The organism is Ruegeria sp. K7, assembly GCF_056531785.1.
The window spans coordinates 17,929-34,199 of sequence record NZ_JBQFMJ010000022.1 but is presented as its reverse complement, the minus strand read 5'-3'; the positions used below and the strand labels follow the sequence as shown (position 1 = coordinate 34,199).

The 16,271-nt window shown below is 52.5% G+C and carries 13 protein-coding genes and 1 pseudogene; 7 read left to right on the top strand and 7 right to left on the bottom strand.

Translation table 11 applies throughout. The features are described from left to right. Positions 1–330: 330 nt before the first annotated feature. Positions 331–1,488, top strand: a complete 1,158-nt coding sequence (locus ACR0FE_RS22240) for a cation:proton antiporter (RefSeq protein ID WP_170817049.1) — start codon at positions 331–333, stop codon at positions 1,486–1,488. Positions 1,489–1,503: 15 nt separating this feature from the next. Here the strand turns inward: ACR0FE_RS22240 and ACR0FE_RS22235 are convergent, their stop codons facing one another. From ACR0FE_RS22235 to ACR0FE_RS22220, 4 genes and pseudogenes are all read right to left on the bottom strand, one after another. Beyond that, on the bottom strand, positions 1,504–1,911 hold the full coding sequence (locus ACR0FE_RS22235; protein ID WP_170617554.1) for a c-type cytochrome: 408 nt from the start codon (positions 1,909–1,911) through the stop codon (positions 1,504–1,506). 84 nt (positions 1,912–1,995) lie between these two features. Beyond that, positions 1,996–2,223 (bottom strand): annotated as a pseudogene (locus tag ACR0FE_RS22230) (integrase core domain-containing protein); the annotation flags it as partial. A gap of 397 nt (positions 2,224–2,620) precedes the next feature. Beyond that, complete coding sequence (locus ACR0FE_RS22225) at positions 2,621–3,640, bottom strand: zinc-dependent alcohol dehydrogenase family protein (RefSeq protein WP_480915326.1); 1,020 nt, start codon at positions 3,638–3,640, stop codon at positions 2,621–2,623. A 71-nt stretch (positions 3,641–3,711) separates the two neighbouring features. Further along, positions 3,712–4,266, bottom strand: coding sequence for a universal stress protein (locus ACR0FE_RS22220; RefSeq protein ID WP_170617560.1), 555 nt, complete (start codon positions 4,264–4,266; stop codon positions 3,712–3,714). 319 nt (positions 4,267–4,585) lie between these two features. On the opposite strand from ACR0FE_RS22220, the gene ftsH reads away from it, so the two are divergent. From ftsH to ACR0FE_RS22205, 3 genes are all read left to right on the top strand, one after another. Beyond that, entirely contained in the window at positions 4,586–6,499 is a 1,914-nt protein-coding gene (ftsH, locus tag ACR0FE_RS22215) for an ATP-dependent zinc metalloprotease FtsH (protein WP_480536789.1), read from the top strand. Positions 6,500–6,907: 408 nt separating this feature from the next. Continuing rightward, on the top strand, positions 6,908–8,452 hold the full coding sequence (locus ACR0FE_RS22210; RefSeq protein WP_170617562.1) for a GH3 family acyl-acid amido synthetase: 1,545 nt from the start codon (positions 6,908–6,910) through the stop codon (positions 8,450–8,452). Then, complete coding sequence (locus ACR0FE_RS22205) at positions 8,442–9,500, top strand: hypothetical protein (protein WP_480915323.1); 1,059 nt, start codon at positions 8,442–8,444, stop codon at positions 9,498–9,500. Before ACR0FE_RS22210 ends, ACR0FE_RS22205 begins: the two co-directional genes overlap by 11 nt. A gap of 4 nt (positions 9,501–9,504) precedes the next feature. Here the strand turns inward: ACR0FE_RS22205 and ACR0FE_RS22200 are convergent, their stop codons facing one another. After that, positions 9,505–10,287 (bottom strand): SDR family NAD(P)-dependent oxidoreductase, encoded by a 783-nt coding sequence (locus tag ACR0FE_RS22200; protein WP_170617567.1) that lies wholly within the window; start codon positions 10,285–10,287, stop codon positions 9,505–9,507. Between the two features lie 12 nt (positions 10,288–10,299). Then, positions 10,300–11,565, bottom strand: coding sequence for an aminotransferase class I/II-fold pyridoxal phosphate-dependent enzyme (locus ACR0FE_RS22195; protein WP_170617568.1), 1,266 nt, complete (start codon positions 11,563–11,565; stop codon positions 10,300–10,302). 133 nt (positions 11,566–11,698) lie between these two features. Here ACR0FE_RS22195 and ACR0FE_RS22190 point away from each other — a divergent pair, with 133 nt between their 5' ends. The 3 genes from ACR0FE_RS22190 to ACR0FE_RS22180 all read left to right on the top strand — a co-directional run bounded on the left by ACR0FE_RS22190 (position 11,699) and on the right by ACR0FE_RS22180 (position 15,795). After that, the gene (locus tag ACR0FE_RS22190) at positions 11,699–13,483 is read left to right on the top strand and encodes an AMP-dependent synthetase/ligase (RefSeq protein WP_170617571.1); all 1,785 of its coding nucleotides are present in this window, start codon (positions 11,699–11,701) and stop codon (positions 13,481–13,483) included. Positions 13,484–13,652: 169 nt separating this feature from the next. Beyond that, complete coding sequence (locus ACR0FE_RS22185) at positions 13,653–14,234, top strand: cytochrome c (RefSeq protein ID WP_170617572.1); 582 nt, start codon at positions 13,653–13,655, stop codon at positions 14,232–14,234. 43 nt (positions 14,235–14,277) lie between these two features. Then, entirely contained in the window at positions 14,278–15,795 is a 1,518-nt protein-coding gene (locus ACR0FE_RS22180) for a bifunctional aminoglycoside phosphotransferase/ATP-binding protein (protein ID WP_170617574.1), read from the top strand. Positions 15,796–15,911: 116 nt separating this feature from the next. On the opposite strand, the gene ACR0FE_RS22175 is transcribed toward ACR0FE_RS22180, so the two are convergent. Further along, positions 15,912–16,244, bottom strand: a complete 333-nt coding sequence (locus ACR0FE_RS22175) for an Hsp20/alpha crystallin family protein (protein ID WP_480915328.1) — start codon at positions 16,242–16,244, stop codon at positions 15,912–15,914. Between the last annotated feature and the right edge of the window lie 27 nt (positions 16,245–16,271).

Here is a 16,271-nt window from a genome sequence, read left to right as displayed (position 1 = left end):
TCTCTTGCGCGTCCCAAAATTGTTCGATCTGGGCACCGAAGGCCGGATTGCCAGAAATGGGCGGCTGCATTTGCTTGAAAACATCCAAAAGTGAGGTCGGGCTATTTGTGTTGGATTTCTTTGTCGGCATCGAAAATTCCTCCGCATTTTCTGAATGAGCTCTTTTGCCACCTGCGGCGCGCTTTCGCCTTAATACAGATCAATATCCCTTATTTTTAGGACCTTCGGCTAAAGCTGCGACGGGACAGTCGCAATCTCTCCGACATCGGTTCCTAGCAGGCCGGGTTGGAGTTAGAGTAGTCTAGACAAGAACTTAACGCTTGGTTTTCTATGCACATTGCCGGCTTTCTGATTACCCTTGGTGTCCTTTTCCTTGCCGGATTGGCGGCCGATCAACTTGGCCGGGCCACGCATCTTCCTCGTGTTACAACCTTACTGTTCCTCGGCCTGATTGCCGGGAACGCAGGATTCGGGGTGATCCCGGTCGACGTTGCCAAGTGGTTCGATGAGATCTCCATTGTTGCCTTGACGATGGTCGCGTTTCTTCTTGGAGGATCTTTGACCCGCAAAAACCTGGTTCGGCATGGCCGAGCCATTCTGACGATTTCGATTTCAATCGTGGTTGCAACCCTTGTTATTGTGTCGGTTGGACTGACCGCGATTGGCGTACCGTTCGGGTTGGCGTTGGTGCTGGCGGCAATTGGCACGGCTACAGCTCCGGCCGCCATTGCAGACGTGATCAAACAATCTGGGGTGTCCAACAGCTTTACCGAAACATTAAAGGGCGTAGTCGCAATTGATGACGCTTGGGGTCTGATCGTTTTCAGCATCGCCTTGGTTCTGGCCGGTCATTCGGATGGTTGGGCCACCGTCACGACCACAGCGATGTGGGATTTCGGAGGGGCGATACTATTGGGTACCGCACTGGGCGTGCCATCCGCTTACCTGACAGGCCGCTTGAAACCCGGAGAACCCATGCAGGCAGAAGCAGTGGGCATAGTCTTTCTGACAGCGGGCCTCGCGCTTTGGCTGGAGGTTTCATTCTTGGTAGCAGGCATGGTTGCGGGCGCGGTTATCGGAAATCTTGCGCGCCATCACGACCGTGCTTTTCATGAGATCGAGCACATTCAGTGGCCGTTCATGATTCTGTTCTTTCTGCTGGCTGGCGCCACGTTGGACATTGAAGCCTTCGGCTTGATGGGCTGGGCTGGTGCACTTTTTCTGTTTTTGCGCGCCGTGGCCCGCCTGGTCGGAGGTTACTGCGGAGCAAGACTTGGCGGCCTGCCTCGCCGTGAGACCCGCTGGTACGGTCCCGCTTTGTTGCCACAGGCCGGTGTTGCGGTCGGAATGGCCCTTGTAGCTGGAGAGCAATTTCCGCATTGGGCCGCGTCGATCATGGCCATTACTCTGGCCAGTACTGTGGCCTTCGAGGTGTTGGGGCCGCCGTTGACTCTCATGTCGATCAGACGCACGGCGGATACCGACTAGCGGATTGGTCAGCGCCTATTCAGACTGGATCGATTCAAGAAAAGCGAGCAAATTCGCCAACGGCAGGCCAACCATCATAGATTGCCCATTGGGCAAAGCCACCGCGATTTGCTGGTCTGTCTCGAACACCGCGCCAAAGATTGGCATTTCGCCCCCATGAGCGAGCAATTGTGAACGACCATCAATCTGTTCAGCTATGCGAACTATCGGAAACACACCGTCGTTTTCGCCCGCCAATTTGGTAAGGTCGGGTGTTCGAATAGCCAACATTTCGGCCATTGGCCCGTCTCCGGTCGCTTCGAAACCGTGACATTGCCAGCAATACGTCCGGTACAAATCACTTCCCTCACTGAGGCGGACCTCCTGCGCTAGTGCAGGCCCCGTGACTAACAGTGCCAGTAAAATCCCTCGATAAACCTGCATATTCTCCTCCTGTCCGTCGTCAGGGATTTTGGGACAGATGGCCGGCTGAGCTAAGAGAGGATCTGGCGCATCTGTTTGGTTTGATTATGCGGCGGATTTGCGGTGAAGCAAGCGCTGGGTTTCGATTGTCTTCCGTTTGATCCTTTCTCGTTGTTTCAGAATGGTGTGGCCGCGCTCGAAGTAGACATCGGCCGGGGTGAGGTTTTGCAGGCTCTCATGATTGCGCCGGTGGTTGTAGTGATCGACGAAAGCATCGATCTGCTGCCTGAGATCACCGGGCAGGTAGTAGTTTTCCAGCAAGATACGGTTCTCTCGACATGCCGACGTGCGGGAATGAGTTATTGTGGGCCAATGGTACTCGCGGAAATGGCACGACTTGAGCGCGATCGCGATGTCCAGCTGAAGTTATTGCAGGAAGGTGAGCATGTGTTAGAGCTTGGCTCGATGAGCCGCAATCATTTCTGGTTCAGACGCCTTGCGATCGAAGTTGCCATAGCCGGACGCGACCCCACAGAGGCGAGCCGGCACGCTGAAGCATTGGCAGATTTCACTCGCGCTCAGCCTCTCCCGTGGACCGACCAATACATATTGTTGGGTCAAAAATTCGCTCAGGAACACTCTTAGGCTGGTTGCGTTCTGAGTTCTCGCTGACTGCTTCGCCTGTTCCGGAACTCAGGCTATTCACATCGCACAAATGCAGGCAGAACGTCTAAGGTACAAGCACCGCTGCTCCTTGCAGCTTGCCTTCCCGAAGGTGATCAAGCGCGTCGTTTGCTTTCTCAAGAGGATAAGGAATTACTTCCGTCCGAACATTTGCAGCTTCAGCAAGAGTAAAAAATTCTCTGCCATCCTGACGCGTAAGGTTTGCGACGGAGGCTATTGATCGCTCTTCCCAAAGATCGGCGTACGGGAAACTTGGAATATCGCTCATGTGGATTCCCCCACAAATAACACGGCCTCCCTTGCGCACAGACTTTAACGAAGCAGGCACCAAAGCTCCGACTGGAGCGAAAACTATAGCGGCATCCAATGGTGATGGTGACGTCTCCGAAGAGCCTCCTGCCCAACTTGCACCAAGGTTTCGCGCAAAATTTTGCGCGGCTATATCGCTATCTCGAGTAAAGGCGAAAACTTCAATACCCTGATGTTTCGCAATCTGGCAAAGAATGTGTGCGGCGGCGCCGAAACCATAGATGCCCAGTGTCTGGACCTTGCCTGCGAGTTTTAAACTTCGGTAGCCGATTAAGCCCGCACATAAAAGAGGTGCCAGGGAAACGGGGTCAGCTTTTTCGGACAATGGGAAAACAAACTTGGCATCAGCGACACAGTACTCGGCGTATCCTCCATTGATCGTATAGCCAGTAAACCCGGGGTGATCGCACAGATTTTCCCGTCCTTCGAGGCAATAAGAGCAATTCCCACACGTACGCCCGAGCCAGGGCACACCAACGCGCTGCCCTTCTTGGTGCCCTTCGACATTGGTCCCCAATCTTTCGACGCAGCCAACGATCTCGTGCCCAGGGATAAGCGGGAGCTTTGGTTCAGAAAGATCACCGTCAATAACGTGCAAGTCGGTTCGACACACGCCACATGCCAGAACTTTGATAAGCACCTGGTTGGCGGCGGGTTTCGGGGTCGGAACATTTCTAAGTTCCAGTTTTGAGACGGCATTGCCAAAAACCATTGCTCGCATAGTTTTCTTCCTCTGGATCTCCTTTGTTGCCGACATTGACGCAGCGCATTGCAGAAATTCTGAATGCGTCGGTACCACAGAATAGTATCCGGTCCGTTTGCTTTATTTTAGCGTACGGTAATCACCGTGCAGTCTGCACGCTGATTGACTTTTTGCGAAACGCTGCCTTGAAAGATCCGTTGAACCCGGCCCAAGCCGCGGTGGCCCATAACTATTGTGTCTGCACCGATTTCACTGGCCATTTTTAGGATGCCTTCATCGTAATCCCCATTGTTTACCCGTGTCGAAACGTTCTTCGCGCCTGCATCCTTCGCGCGTCGCGCCGCTCCATCAACGATTTTCTCGCCAATCACTGTGATGATACGCTCTCTGTCTGCGCGTGACAGGGGGCCCGAAAATACCGCGTCAATATTGGATGGAATGTCGCCCAAATGAAGCTTCACATCGCTTTTGACTTGCTGAACCAAGTGCTCGACCTCAGTCATGCGGCCCAATTCTTCAATGCGAGCGCCATGTTGAAGAACATGGCCGATAGTCATTGGCACATCCAGTCTGAGCGCTAGGTCTGTAGCGAATTCAACGGCACGATCAGCTGTTTCAGAGCCGTCAGTTGCGACCAAGATATTCGAAATCATGGCTTCCCCTCCGTTTTGAACGGCCAAGACTGACGGGTATCAGAGGAAAATGCATTGATGCAGGTCAATAGACTCAGTGAACTCGAAACTTGCGATTTCCGCCGTTGCCACCCTTTTGACCGAGGTTCGAGTGGTGTTGAAGCCTGGAGGTTTGCTGTGAAAAGCGGTTTGTTCAAACGCATGTAACTTCAGCTAAATCTGCAATTGGTTTTTGCTAAGATAATGCAAAGTCGACTATTATTTGATTGGGCCTTGATCAAGGATGCATAGTCTGTGTGGTTGGTTGAGGGTCTGAGGTTGTGCTGTCTGCGGACGCAAGTACCAGTCTGTTTGAAAGATTTCGCTTATGCCACAAGAGCCACCGAAACATCCCGGCAATGGGCCAAAATGGCCAGAGTGGATTTATTATGTTGCGCTTGTTGCCACGATGGGAACTTTAATTGTCGCAAGTTTCTTTGCGCCGCCTACCGATCTGACCGCTACGACGATTTCATATAGCGGCGTGAAAGAGATCGTTCGTGCGGGACGGGTTCGTTCGGCGGAATTAAGTGATCACAGCATAACGGTTCGCGCTACCTCTGCAGACGGGGATGGTGAGCAAGCTTTCCGGGCCGTTGTTCCAAGCCAGAGCGACCCGGATTTGTTGGCGCTGCTGGAAGATAACGGTGTTGATGTTACTGCGATTGAGCCATCTGGAACCTCGGTCTTCGTCTATCTTATTCCGTGGATATTTATCCTGGCCCTGTATTTCTGGTTTCAAAGACGAATGACGGGCGGGATAGCCGGCGGTCCGGGAGGTATTTCTGGTGGTCTACTCAGCGGTCGTTTCTCAAAACCAAACGAAGCTGGAAGAAAGGTAACCTTCGAAGATGTCGCGGGGCAGGATCAGGCTAAGCGCGAAGTAATAGAGTTAGTAGAGTTTTTACGCGACCCAGAGCGTTTTGCCCGTGTCGGCGCTGAGGTCCCACATGGGGTTTTGCTTGTTGGCCCCCCGGGGACGGGCAAAACGCTTCTGGCCAAAGCCCTTGCCGGCGAGGCCGACGTACCATTCTTTTCGACATCTGGTTCAGAGTTTATTGAGATTTTCGTCGGCGTTGGCGCAGGAAGGGTGCGTAAACTCTTTGAAGAGGCGCGTAAGGCTGCTCCCTCCATTGTTTTTATCGATGAGTTGGACAGCGTCGGACGTACTCGTGGAACAGGGCTTGGCGGTGGTCATGATGAACGGGAGCAGACACTGAACCAGATACTTGCCGAGCTTGATGGATTTAGTGGCCGAGAATCTGTTGTTGTGCTGGCGGCGACCAATCGGCCAGATGTGCTGGACCCAGCCTTACTCCGGCCTGGCCGTTTCGACCGTCATGTAACACTGAACTTGCCTGAGAAAGATGCCCGGCGGGCTATTCTTGACATACATGCAAGAAAACTGCCGCTTGAAGATACTGGCGACCTGGGTTGGATCGCAGCAGGAACGCCGGGGTTCTCGGGAGCTGACCTGAAAAACTTGCTTAATGAGGCCGCAATCGGAGCAGCGCGGCGAAGAGCTGATCTGATTTCTCGCAACGACCTTGATGAAGCGCGTGACAAAGTGATGATGGGGACTGTCCGCACTCTTGCGATACGACCCGAAGAAAGGCACCGTCTTGCCGTGCACGAGGCTGGCCACACCGCCGTTTGCTATTTCACGCCAGAAGCTGACCCCTTGTACAAAGTGACGATTATTCCGCGAGGTCACGCACTTGGGGGGACACACTCATTGCCGGAAGCAGAGCGTCATACCCTTAGTGAAACGTTTCTCAGAGATCAGATTGTTGCGTTGCTTGCGGGGCGAGCGGCAGAGCAACTGTTCTTGGGAACGGTCAGTTCCGGCGCTGACGACGACATCCGAAGGGCTACCGAAACCGCCAGACGTATGGTGACAAGGTGGGGGATGACCGAAGAACTCGGCCCAATCGACCTGCGACAAAACGACGACCACCCATTTCTGGGACGTACAATCGCGCAGCCGACGAACATAGCTGATACAACGGCAGCACAAGTAGACCGGGCGGTTATGAAAATGCTCATTGACGCCGAAGCCAGAGCAATTTCCACTCTCGAAGAGCACAAGCCCGAGGTCGAGACGTTGATTGCAGCGCTTGAAAAAAATGAAACTCTGGACTTCTCGGAAATTCAGGCCTGCCTGGATCCAGAACGTACAATTGAGCAGCCGCAGCAAACTCGGAGTTCGGTGACCAAAATACCGGCGGTTCCGCATAACTGATACCAAGATTATCAACCACTGTGTTCGCTGGCCACGCGGCAAGTGTTCAACTTCTTTGGTTCAGTGCATACAGCAAAGTCAGGCCAACGGTGCTTGAGCCAAATCAATGTGGCGCGCCACTTGAACAGCTACGGTTCTCAAGTTGGGAGGCCAAAAAGATTTCGATAGAATATGCCGAAATCTGTCAGCGGGAGCGCAGGCCGAGACCAACGTATTCGTGGAAAACGGACATTTCGCTGTACAAGGCGCCGCGCTATGCGAATTTCACAACGGAGAGTCTAGCCGACAGTCAATGGCAAGTGTGAAACACTGGAGAAGTAATCGTTTTCGCAAATTAACCTTGTGAACTGGGCAGCCTAGGCGATGAACAAACCTCAACCGACACGAGCAATTAGCGGATCCAGTCGCATGATCGACTTCAGCCCATTGGCTCGTCGGTACGCCAAGGCTAGGGTTTGGAGTTTGAATCGACAGAACCCCTCTGTTGTTCAATCGACGCTGTTGACTAGGCTTGTTCGCCGCGCGTCTAAAACGAAGTTCGGACAAGCCCATGGCTTTGACCAAATCTCCAAACTCAGAGACTACCAGCAGCGAGTGCCTATCCGCCAATACGCCGAGTTCTGGCAGGAGTGGTGGCAGGCAAGATACCCCGATCTCATCGACCAAACTTGGCCGGGGCGAATTCCGCATTTTGCAATGACCTCCGGGACAACAACGGGTCGCTCAAAATACATTCCATATTCGACCGAGATGCGGCGTTCTGCGGCGCGCGGATTTCTAGATCTTTTGTGTCACCACTTTGTTAATCGACCAGGCAGCAGGGTGCTGGGGGGCTCTGTGCTTGGTTTGACCGGCCCAACTGACTTGCAGCACGCCACTCCAGAGGTGGATGTGGGTTCCGTCAGTGCCATCACTGCAGGTGCAATGCCAAACTGGTTTGAGGGGCGAGTGTTGCCAACCCCCGAAATTGCCGGGATCGCAGATTGGGAGGAAAAGATCCGCCGTCTGGCACCCCTATCTTTGCAGAGAGATGTGCGTTTTTTGGGTGGTTCACCAAACTGGTTGCTTATCTTTTTGGACGAACTCGCAAAAGATCGGGACACTTCGGGAGTAAAACTAGTCGATTGGTATCCAAACCTAGAGCTTATCGTTCACGGTGGCGTAAATTTCGCTCCGTACCGGCAGCGGTTTGTGGCGCTGATGCAGGGAGGCCACGCAGAAACACGAGAGATGTACTCCGCCAGCGAGGGCGTATTTGCCTACGCCGACCGAGGCGACGGGGAGGGTATGCGCCTGCACCTGAATGGTCATGTGTTTTTTGAGTTTATTCCGGCGGAACAGCTCCATTCCAAAAATCCCGAACGGTACTGGGTTGGAAACATTGAAACCGGAGTTGATTACGCCTTGGCAATTTCAACAGCCGCCGGACTGTGGTCGTATATTGTAGGGGATATTGTGCGCTTCTTGGATCTCTCGCCACCGCGCTTGTTGGTGGTCGGGCGAGTGGAAAACGGGCTGTCCGTCTTCGGTGAACATCTGATTGAAGCGGAAATCGCTGAGGCAGTAGCTGTGGCCGCATCGAACACAGGGCTCTCCGTTGTCGACTTTAGCGTGGGTGCAGTTTGCGAAGATCAGCGCAATCGCCATCTCTATCTCGTCGAAGTAGAGGGAGAACCTCATCCGAATGCTGCGGAAACGTTCGCTGCAACAGTTGACAAAGTCTTGTGCAGCCAAAATGAAGATTATTCCGAGTTACGTGCAAGAGGTCTCGCTCTTTCAACACCAGAAGTGAGTTTCGTTTCCGCGGGAGGGTTCCTCAGATGGATGAAATCTCGTCGTGGCTTGGGCGGTCAGTATAAGGTTCCCAGGATCGTGATAGATGCCAGTTTGTTCGATGACATGTGCAAGGCGATTTTGAGCCAGTCAAACGAAGGTCAAACTCATGACGGTTGAGGTGATTTGGCAAGACCCCAGCTTACTCAGACTGATCACGCGATCGGATGAACCTTCGGCGGCAACCGTTGAATTGCTCGGACATACAGTCTGGGGGAGCCGATCCACGAAATACCGCATTATTGATGTCCCTAAAAAGTTGGCTCGGTTGCGTGACCCAAGTTTTTTCGTTTTGTCTGACGCCGGGCAAGAGCTTTGTGTTTTCGTTCTGGATAAGTGTGTGAAATTGTTGGCGGGGAAAAGGTGCCATGGTTTCCACTTTGTAATGGCCTCGACTAGGCCTGATAGACAGCATGAGGGACTTGCAGGGCAGCTGATTGAGCATGTTCGGAATTATTGCACCTCGACCGTCGGGTCACCGGGGTTTGGATTTGCCTATGTCGAAGAAACGACTGAATACTCGCTCCACCTATCGGATCAGATTGGTCATACGGTTGAGGCCAACATACCTCTGGCTCTTTTTTCGCGGTTTTTTCCGCGCAAGGATCCAAAAGTGGGCATGGTCCATCCCGAGGAAGCGGAACAGGTTTTGGCCGAGTTGGAGCAGGCTTATCAAGACCACGAATTGACCGACTTCCGCTCTTCATTCAAATCGGATGAGTGTTTTGCTGTAAGAGAAGGAGACGCGATAATAGCGCTTGCTCAGGCAGAACTGTTGAGGTGGTCGATCGTCTCGATGCCCGGAATCCAGGGGGCATTTTTTCTTAGGGTTCTCCCATATTTGCCTGGGCTAAATGGCGTTTTCTGTTTGCAGGATCTTAGGGTCGTCAGATTTGGAAATCTGGTCGTGAAAGAGGGACAGGAAGCAGTATTCTTTAAGCTATTGGAAGCCTGCTTGCATCATTACCAAGCCAAGATTGGCCTGATAATGCTTGATGAACGAAGCAGCGTTTTGCGTCGCATTCGAGAATGTGGAAAAATGGGTCTCTTATCTCATGCCACGTCAGGCTCAGCTAAATTGAGGATCGACGTCGTCGGAATGGGCGACGATATGATCGCGAAGTTGCGAAACGGTCCTGTAATGGTGAGTGCTGGTGACGTCTTCTGATCGGTCACTCGCCAACTATCTTGCGTCCCAGCGAACCGGGTATGATCTTGAAGAACAATGCCACAGCCTTATTGAACAAACCCGGGATACAGATTGGTTGGTTTTTTTCTACGGCGCGTATCGCGGTAGCCGCAACATCATTCGGCTCGCTCCACATCCACTTTGGGATCGGGACAGATTCTACGGTTCCACCTGCTGCGGCCTGAAACCCTGTGCGTGTAAAGCCGGGGCACAACGCGGTAACGTGCACGCCGCTTGGTTTCATTTCCGCCCGCAATGCGATTGAGAACTGAGCAAGGTACGATTTCAAAGGGTAGTACAGTGTTCCCCCTGCGTGAGGTGGAACAAATGCCGCCAGCGAGGATACGTTTATGATCCGCCCTGACCTTTTTTCCTGCATTGCGGGAGCAATAAAGTAGCATAGTTGGACTGGGGCCGCGCCCATGACTTCGATGGTTTCTCGATGCCTGTCCCATTCCACCTCACACAGATTTCCAGGAACCCCGAACCCGGCATTATTCACGAGGATGTCCACTTGGATGTTTTGCTCAGTCAGATAATCGAACAAACTTTGAGGCGTCCCAGGGATAGCAAGGTCTCCAACCCAAACTTGGACGTCTATTCCGTATTTTGATCGCAGTTGTGACGCCAACATTTGTAAGGGATCATTCCGACGTGCGACGATGAGTAAATTGACGCCTTCGGATGCGTATTCTTCCGCAAATGCCCGCCCAATCCCCGAAGATGCTCCTGTAATGAGCGCCGTTCTGTTGTCTAGCGGTTCCAACGTCACGCGCTCCTAAAGGTTCAGGGTCTCACGCATTTCGGCAAGACAACTCAGCAGGAAGTCAATCTGCTCGCGTTCGTGTTGACAAGTCATTACAAACCTGATGCGAGCCTGGCCGAGCGCAACAGCGGGGTAACGAGCATGTGGTGCGACGATACCGCGATGTCTAAGCAGGCGGGTAACCTCGGCCGCTTTTAGTTCGTCGCCAATCAAGGTTGGGACAATGTGTGCTTCGCTGCCAAGAGTTTCATACCCACGGGATTCCACTTCACGTCTGAAGTAAAATGCATTCTCAAGCGCTTTTTCGCGTCTCCAGGGCTCGCGTTCAGCAATGTCGATAGCTTCGGTTACCCCGGCTGCGATGGCTGGCGGTAATGGTGCGGAGAAGATGTATGTCCGTGCAGAAATACGCAAAAAGTCGATTACTTCCTGATCCCCGGAAACATATCCACCAACGCCTCCAAAAGCCTTTGTAAATGTACCCATTTGCAAGTCCACGTCGGTTGAAGCGACCCCGTGGTGTTCTAGGCTACCCCGACCATTAGCCCCGAGCATGCCGACCCCGTGTGCGTCATCGATCATCAGCATGGCGTTATGCTCGCGAGCCAAATCAGCCATCGCCGGGATTGGTGCTATGTCTCCATCCATGCTAAACACACCGTCGCTTACGATAAATTTGGATGGCATTTTCGACTCGCCAATTGCCTCAGCGAGGTGTTTCATATTCTTGTGTGGGAACCTGCTGATCTTCGCCTTTGCGAGGCGGACACCGTCTACGACGCTTGCGTGGTTCAGTTCTTCACTAAATACCTCCCAACCAACGGCGTCATTTTCTCCAAGCTTGTCTTGGCCGGGATGGCCAAGATGGGTCTCGGCCAAAGACTGGAGAAAGTCTACTTTCATAAGCGCTGGGATCACCCCGACGTTAGCCATGTACCCTGCCGCAAAACAAATAGCGTCTGCTTGGCCAACGAATTCGGCTATACGCTGCTCAAGCGCTCTATGAACATCGATGTTCGCTGCCATCTGTCGTGATCCACCGGAACCCAGCCCATAGCGCTCCAGCGCTTTCTGGGCAGTTGCTTTGACATCTGGGTGGTTCGAAAGGCCAAGAAGGTTGTTGGAGCAAAACAGCAGATGATCTCGACCGTCGACCCATATCACAGGCTCCGTCGTCGCGCTGTTTACGATAGGGTTGTTTGGGTACAGCCCTGAGTTTTGCACGAGTTTCGTCAAAGACTTTATTCGTGCGGCTGGTGAAGAAGCAGTTCCTGCCATCAGTCGAACCTTTCTTTCCAAGCCTCGAATTGTCGAGCAACTCAAGACGCACTCCGACAGGTTAACCCGCCCAACGTTGATTGAAATTGATTTGAATCATGGAGGTTTTGAACGCGATCTCAGAAGATGGAACATGTTTGAGAATTCGCCAACCAGCGGGGTGGATGTAGCGCTGTGCCAGACGATTCCCGAAGCATTCGAAGCAAGGGTCAACGATACGCCCGATAGCCCCGCCTATATTCAATTCGTGAACGGTGCCTGGCAGACACTGACTTGGCGCATGGTGAATGAACGGGTTGTCAAACGCCGTGCAGCCTTCGCGCAAGCTGATTTGCGCGCCGGGGATCGGATCGGGATTTTCCTACCGAACTGTGTCGATTGGATAGTCACTGATCTGGCGGCCATGAGCGAGGGGTTGGTAGCTGTTCCGGTCTACACGCGGGATAGTGTTGCCAATATTTGTCACGTTCTGCGCGACAGCGGTGCAGTTTTATGTGTGACCGACAGTATCGATAGATGGGAAGATTTGGGGTCTGAACGTAAGTCCTTGACCGTATTGAAACAAGTTTGGCTGGTCAGTGGGGAAGGGCCGAATAAAGGTCGAGCGATGGTTTGCCCCGACATAGAGATCGGAAGTTACAAAGAAGATCGAGGTGAATTTGGTTCGCCAGATGATTTGGCGACACTTATTTACACCTCCGGCACTACGGGGCCTCCTAAGGGTGTGATGCTAACTTACAAAGCGCTCCTCTGGAACGCGGCGACTGTGGGCGAAATCAATCCAATTTCCGAAAAGGACTTATTCCTATCCGTCCTTCCTTTGGCCCACGCATTCGAGAGAACCTTGGGCTATATCTGTCCCATGCTTGCGAACAGCCCGGTGGCTTTCGCGCGCTCCATTCAAGACTTGGCTGAAGACATGCGGGCTCTGCATCCGACCGTCATGCTTGCGGTGCCGAGACTCTTCGAGAGAGTCCATGACAAAGTGATTTCGGAAGCAGAAGGTTCGGTAATAGCCAGCAGGCTGTTAGCTTGGACAGAGGCAATCGGCTGGCGCCGTCGGCAAGTCGTTGAAAAAAAACTGCCGCCTCCTTCTATTGTGGCTAACCTTTATTGGACCCTGATCGGTAGACGTGTCAGCAGGCGTGTGCACGAAGCTTTTGGGGGGCATATTAGAATGCTGGTTTGCGGTGGTGCGCCTTTGTCCGCAGATACGTCTCGGTTTTTCGCAGCAATGGAAATCCCGCTGCTTCAGGGGTACGGACTCACAGAGGCTGGACCTGCAGTAACCGGGTCGACAATTGATGATCGTCGCTGTGACAGCGTCGGCTTCACGCTTCCGGGCAGCGAACTAAAAATAGGTGATCGGCAAGAACTGTTGATCCACTCACCGAGCGCTATGATCGGCTACTGGAATAACCCAGACGCGACAAACGATGCCTTCGATCAAGATCATTGGCTTCGTACAGGCGATGCGGCCGAGATAATCGATGAGCGTGTTTATATAAGGGGAAGAATAAAGGACATCCTCGTGCTATCGACCGGGGAAAACGTCAATCCAACGCCTATAGAAGCAGCTCTGGCTGCCGATCCTCTGATCGAACAGGTCTGTGTGTTGGGTGATAGCAAGCCATGGTGCTCGGCGGTTGTCGTTGTAAATGCACCGAAATTCCAAGCTTGGTGCGAAAAGACGGATGTTTCCTTAGCTAACCCAATGTCCGAAGAAGTTCGACGGAATTTGGTTGAATATCTAACAAATAGATTGGAAGATACCCCGCCCTTTGCCCGCATCCGCGACATTGTCATCGAGACTGAACCCTGGGGTCTAGAAAACGGTCTAATCACGCCGACACTAAAGCCTAAGCGAGCTAGAGTTCTAGCAAGGTATGAGAAAGCACTCTCAGATCTTTACCGCTGAGTACAAATTTCTTGTTGCGCCTAACCACCTTTGGCGCGCGCAATGCAGGTTCTTTTTGTCTAAAATCGGGTGGCAAATAAGAAAACGGTGTGAACTTTCAAACGAATCTTGTCCATCTTCATCTGACCCACATCAAGGAGTCGGACGGGACTCGAATGCTAAGATTGGAATGTTAAGTAGCGAAGCTGTTTTTCGCTTTTTGCTGCCCGCTCCAATAGCCGTTTTCGAAGTCGGTGAAAAAAGCGGAGTTGGTACCCATAAGGACACCGCCTTGTTTCAAATCTTAAAGGGCAAAAGACTCAATTTTAGTGGGCTTGAGACTATGAAAAAACTTACGGCAGTAATCCTGGTTGGCTCCGTGTTTTATTCGTTTCAGAGTTTGGCGGAAACAGTTCCGACACAAGGCGAAGATCTATTCATCGCACACTGCGCCAAATGCCATGGGGTTGATGCACAGGGAAATGGGCCTGCGGCGACGGCCGTGAAAACACAACCTCCGGATTTGACCAAGATTGCCGACCGAAGAAGCGGTTTTTGGCCTATGCTAGAAGTGATGTCAATCTTGGATGGCTATCTAAAAACAACGACCCCACGTGAGGACATGCCCGTTATCGCCGAGCTAAGCGAAGGCTCCACGGTCGAATTTGATACGGGAAATGGCTTGGTTGCAGAAGTTCCTGCCAAACTCATCGCGTTGACCGAGTACCTGGAGAGCATTCAATCTCCCAAGCCGCTTAGGTACGTGCCGTGAACACCTAGCCGAAAAAGACTTTTCTAGGTCGCCGGAGGCAAAGATGATTGTTGAAGACCAAAGCGAAGTGGTGGCTTTCCTTTCGGACCCAGCCACGTACGGCATCAATGAGAAAATCGACGTTATCGAAACACATATATCAATCGTATTTCTCGCCGGAGATCGAGCATACAAGCTCAAGAAGGCGGTCTATTTGCCTTATGCAGACTTCTCAACTTCTGAAATTCGGTCAGAGGCATGCGCAAAGGAGTTGCAACTTAACAAAATCACTTCGCCTGAAATCTATCTCGGCGTACGGCACATTACTCGAAGCGGTTCAGTGTTGAATTTGGACGGGCAGGGCGAGTTTGTTGACGCAGTTGTTGAGATGGTACGCTTCGATCAAGATGCAATTCTGGACAAAATGGCTGTGCGGGGAGAGTTGACCTCCAACGTAATGAGTGTCCTGGCCAAGACGATCGCCAAAGCTCATCAGTTGGCAAAAAAAGTCCAAGCCAATGGGCGTGAAAATATCGAAGCCGTCCTGGAAATTAATCATGCGGGGTTTCAGCAAAGTTCGGTGTTTTCCAAGGCTGAAGTTGACCTAATTGACGGGGCTTTTCACGCGGACTTGAAGCAGAGGGCACCTATCCTCGACAAACGCGCCGCGCGTGGTTGCGTTAGACTGTGCCATGGCGACCTTCATCTTCGAAACATTTGCCTCTTCGGCGGTCGCCCGAGACTCTTCGACTGTATCGATTTCAATGACCAACTGGCGACTGTTGACGTTCTTTACGATCTCGCCTTCCTAGCTATGGACCTTTGGCACAGGGATTTACGACAGTTCGCGAACCTCGTCGTAAATCACTATCTAGATATTACAGAGGAAGAAGACGGTTACCCTTGTTTGCCGTTTTTTATTGCTCTTCGAGCAGCGGTCCGAGCGCATGTCCTTGCGACCCAATCCGAAGACCCACACATCGAAGACGCAAACGCCAAGCGGCAAGAAGCCCGCAGTTACTACGAGCTGGCAATGTCTCTCTTTTGTGCCTCAAAGCCGCGCTTGGTCGCGATCGGCGGGTTTAGTGGTAGCGGCAAGTCGACTATGTCGATTGCAATTGCTCCTGCCATCGGATCTGCACCGGGCGCAAGAGTGATAGAAAGTGACAAGACCCGCAAAGCAATGTTCGGGTGCGATCCACACACCAAGTTACCGGATCATGCCTATGAGCCTGAGGTTTCGGATAGAGTTTATGGTTCAATGGCGCAGAGAGCCGGCTCACTTTTGAGCGGTGGGAGCGCGGTGGTGGTCGACGCCGTTTACGATCGCCCAGGCCGAAGGGAGGAAGCCGAACAGGTCGCGCGGGAAGCTTGTGTTCGCTTCGACGGCATCTGGTTAACCGCGGCGCCGGGAGAACTCAAACGACGCGTTCAAACACGGCCTCAATCAGCTTCTGATGCGACTCCGAGAGTGCTTGAAAGGCAGTTGCAAAAGCACTTGGGTCCGATTGATTGGAACCATATTAAGACCTCTTGTACGATAGAAGAAACGCGGTTGAAGATTTTGAAAACGTTGGCCTGAAATTGTCAGAAGAACTTGGCTAGAGGCGGAGCAGGGGGCTTTCGTAGCCTCAGCTTATGAATAAAAGATCGCCATTAAAGTACTACAAAACCAGCCCCGAGATCATTCGGCTGGCCCTAGGATCTGCGGATCTGCACCTTGGTATCTTCCGACTTTGCCAGTGTGACCTTAGGAATATTGATGGTCAGCACTCCATCCTTCAGGAGTGCATCGACACTGTCGGCATCCGCGTCCGGCGGCAGCCGAAAAGACCGGCTGAAAGAGCCATACTGCCTCTCGGAGAAGAACCATGTCTCACCTTTCTCTTCGCGCTTGGTTTGCTTTTCGCCCTTCAGCGTTACAACACCTTCATGAACACTCAAGTCGATGTCTTCTTCAGCCACCCCTGGCAGTTCGACGCTGATACGGTAAGTGTTATCCGAACCTGACGCCTCCGATGCAGGGGCCAACCATTCGGATATGCGTCCGGCGGAGAT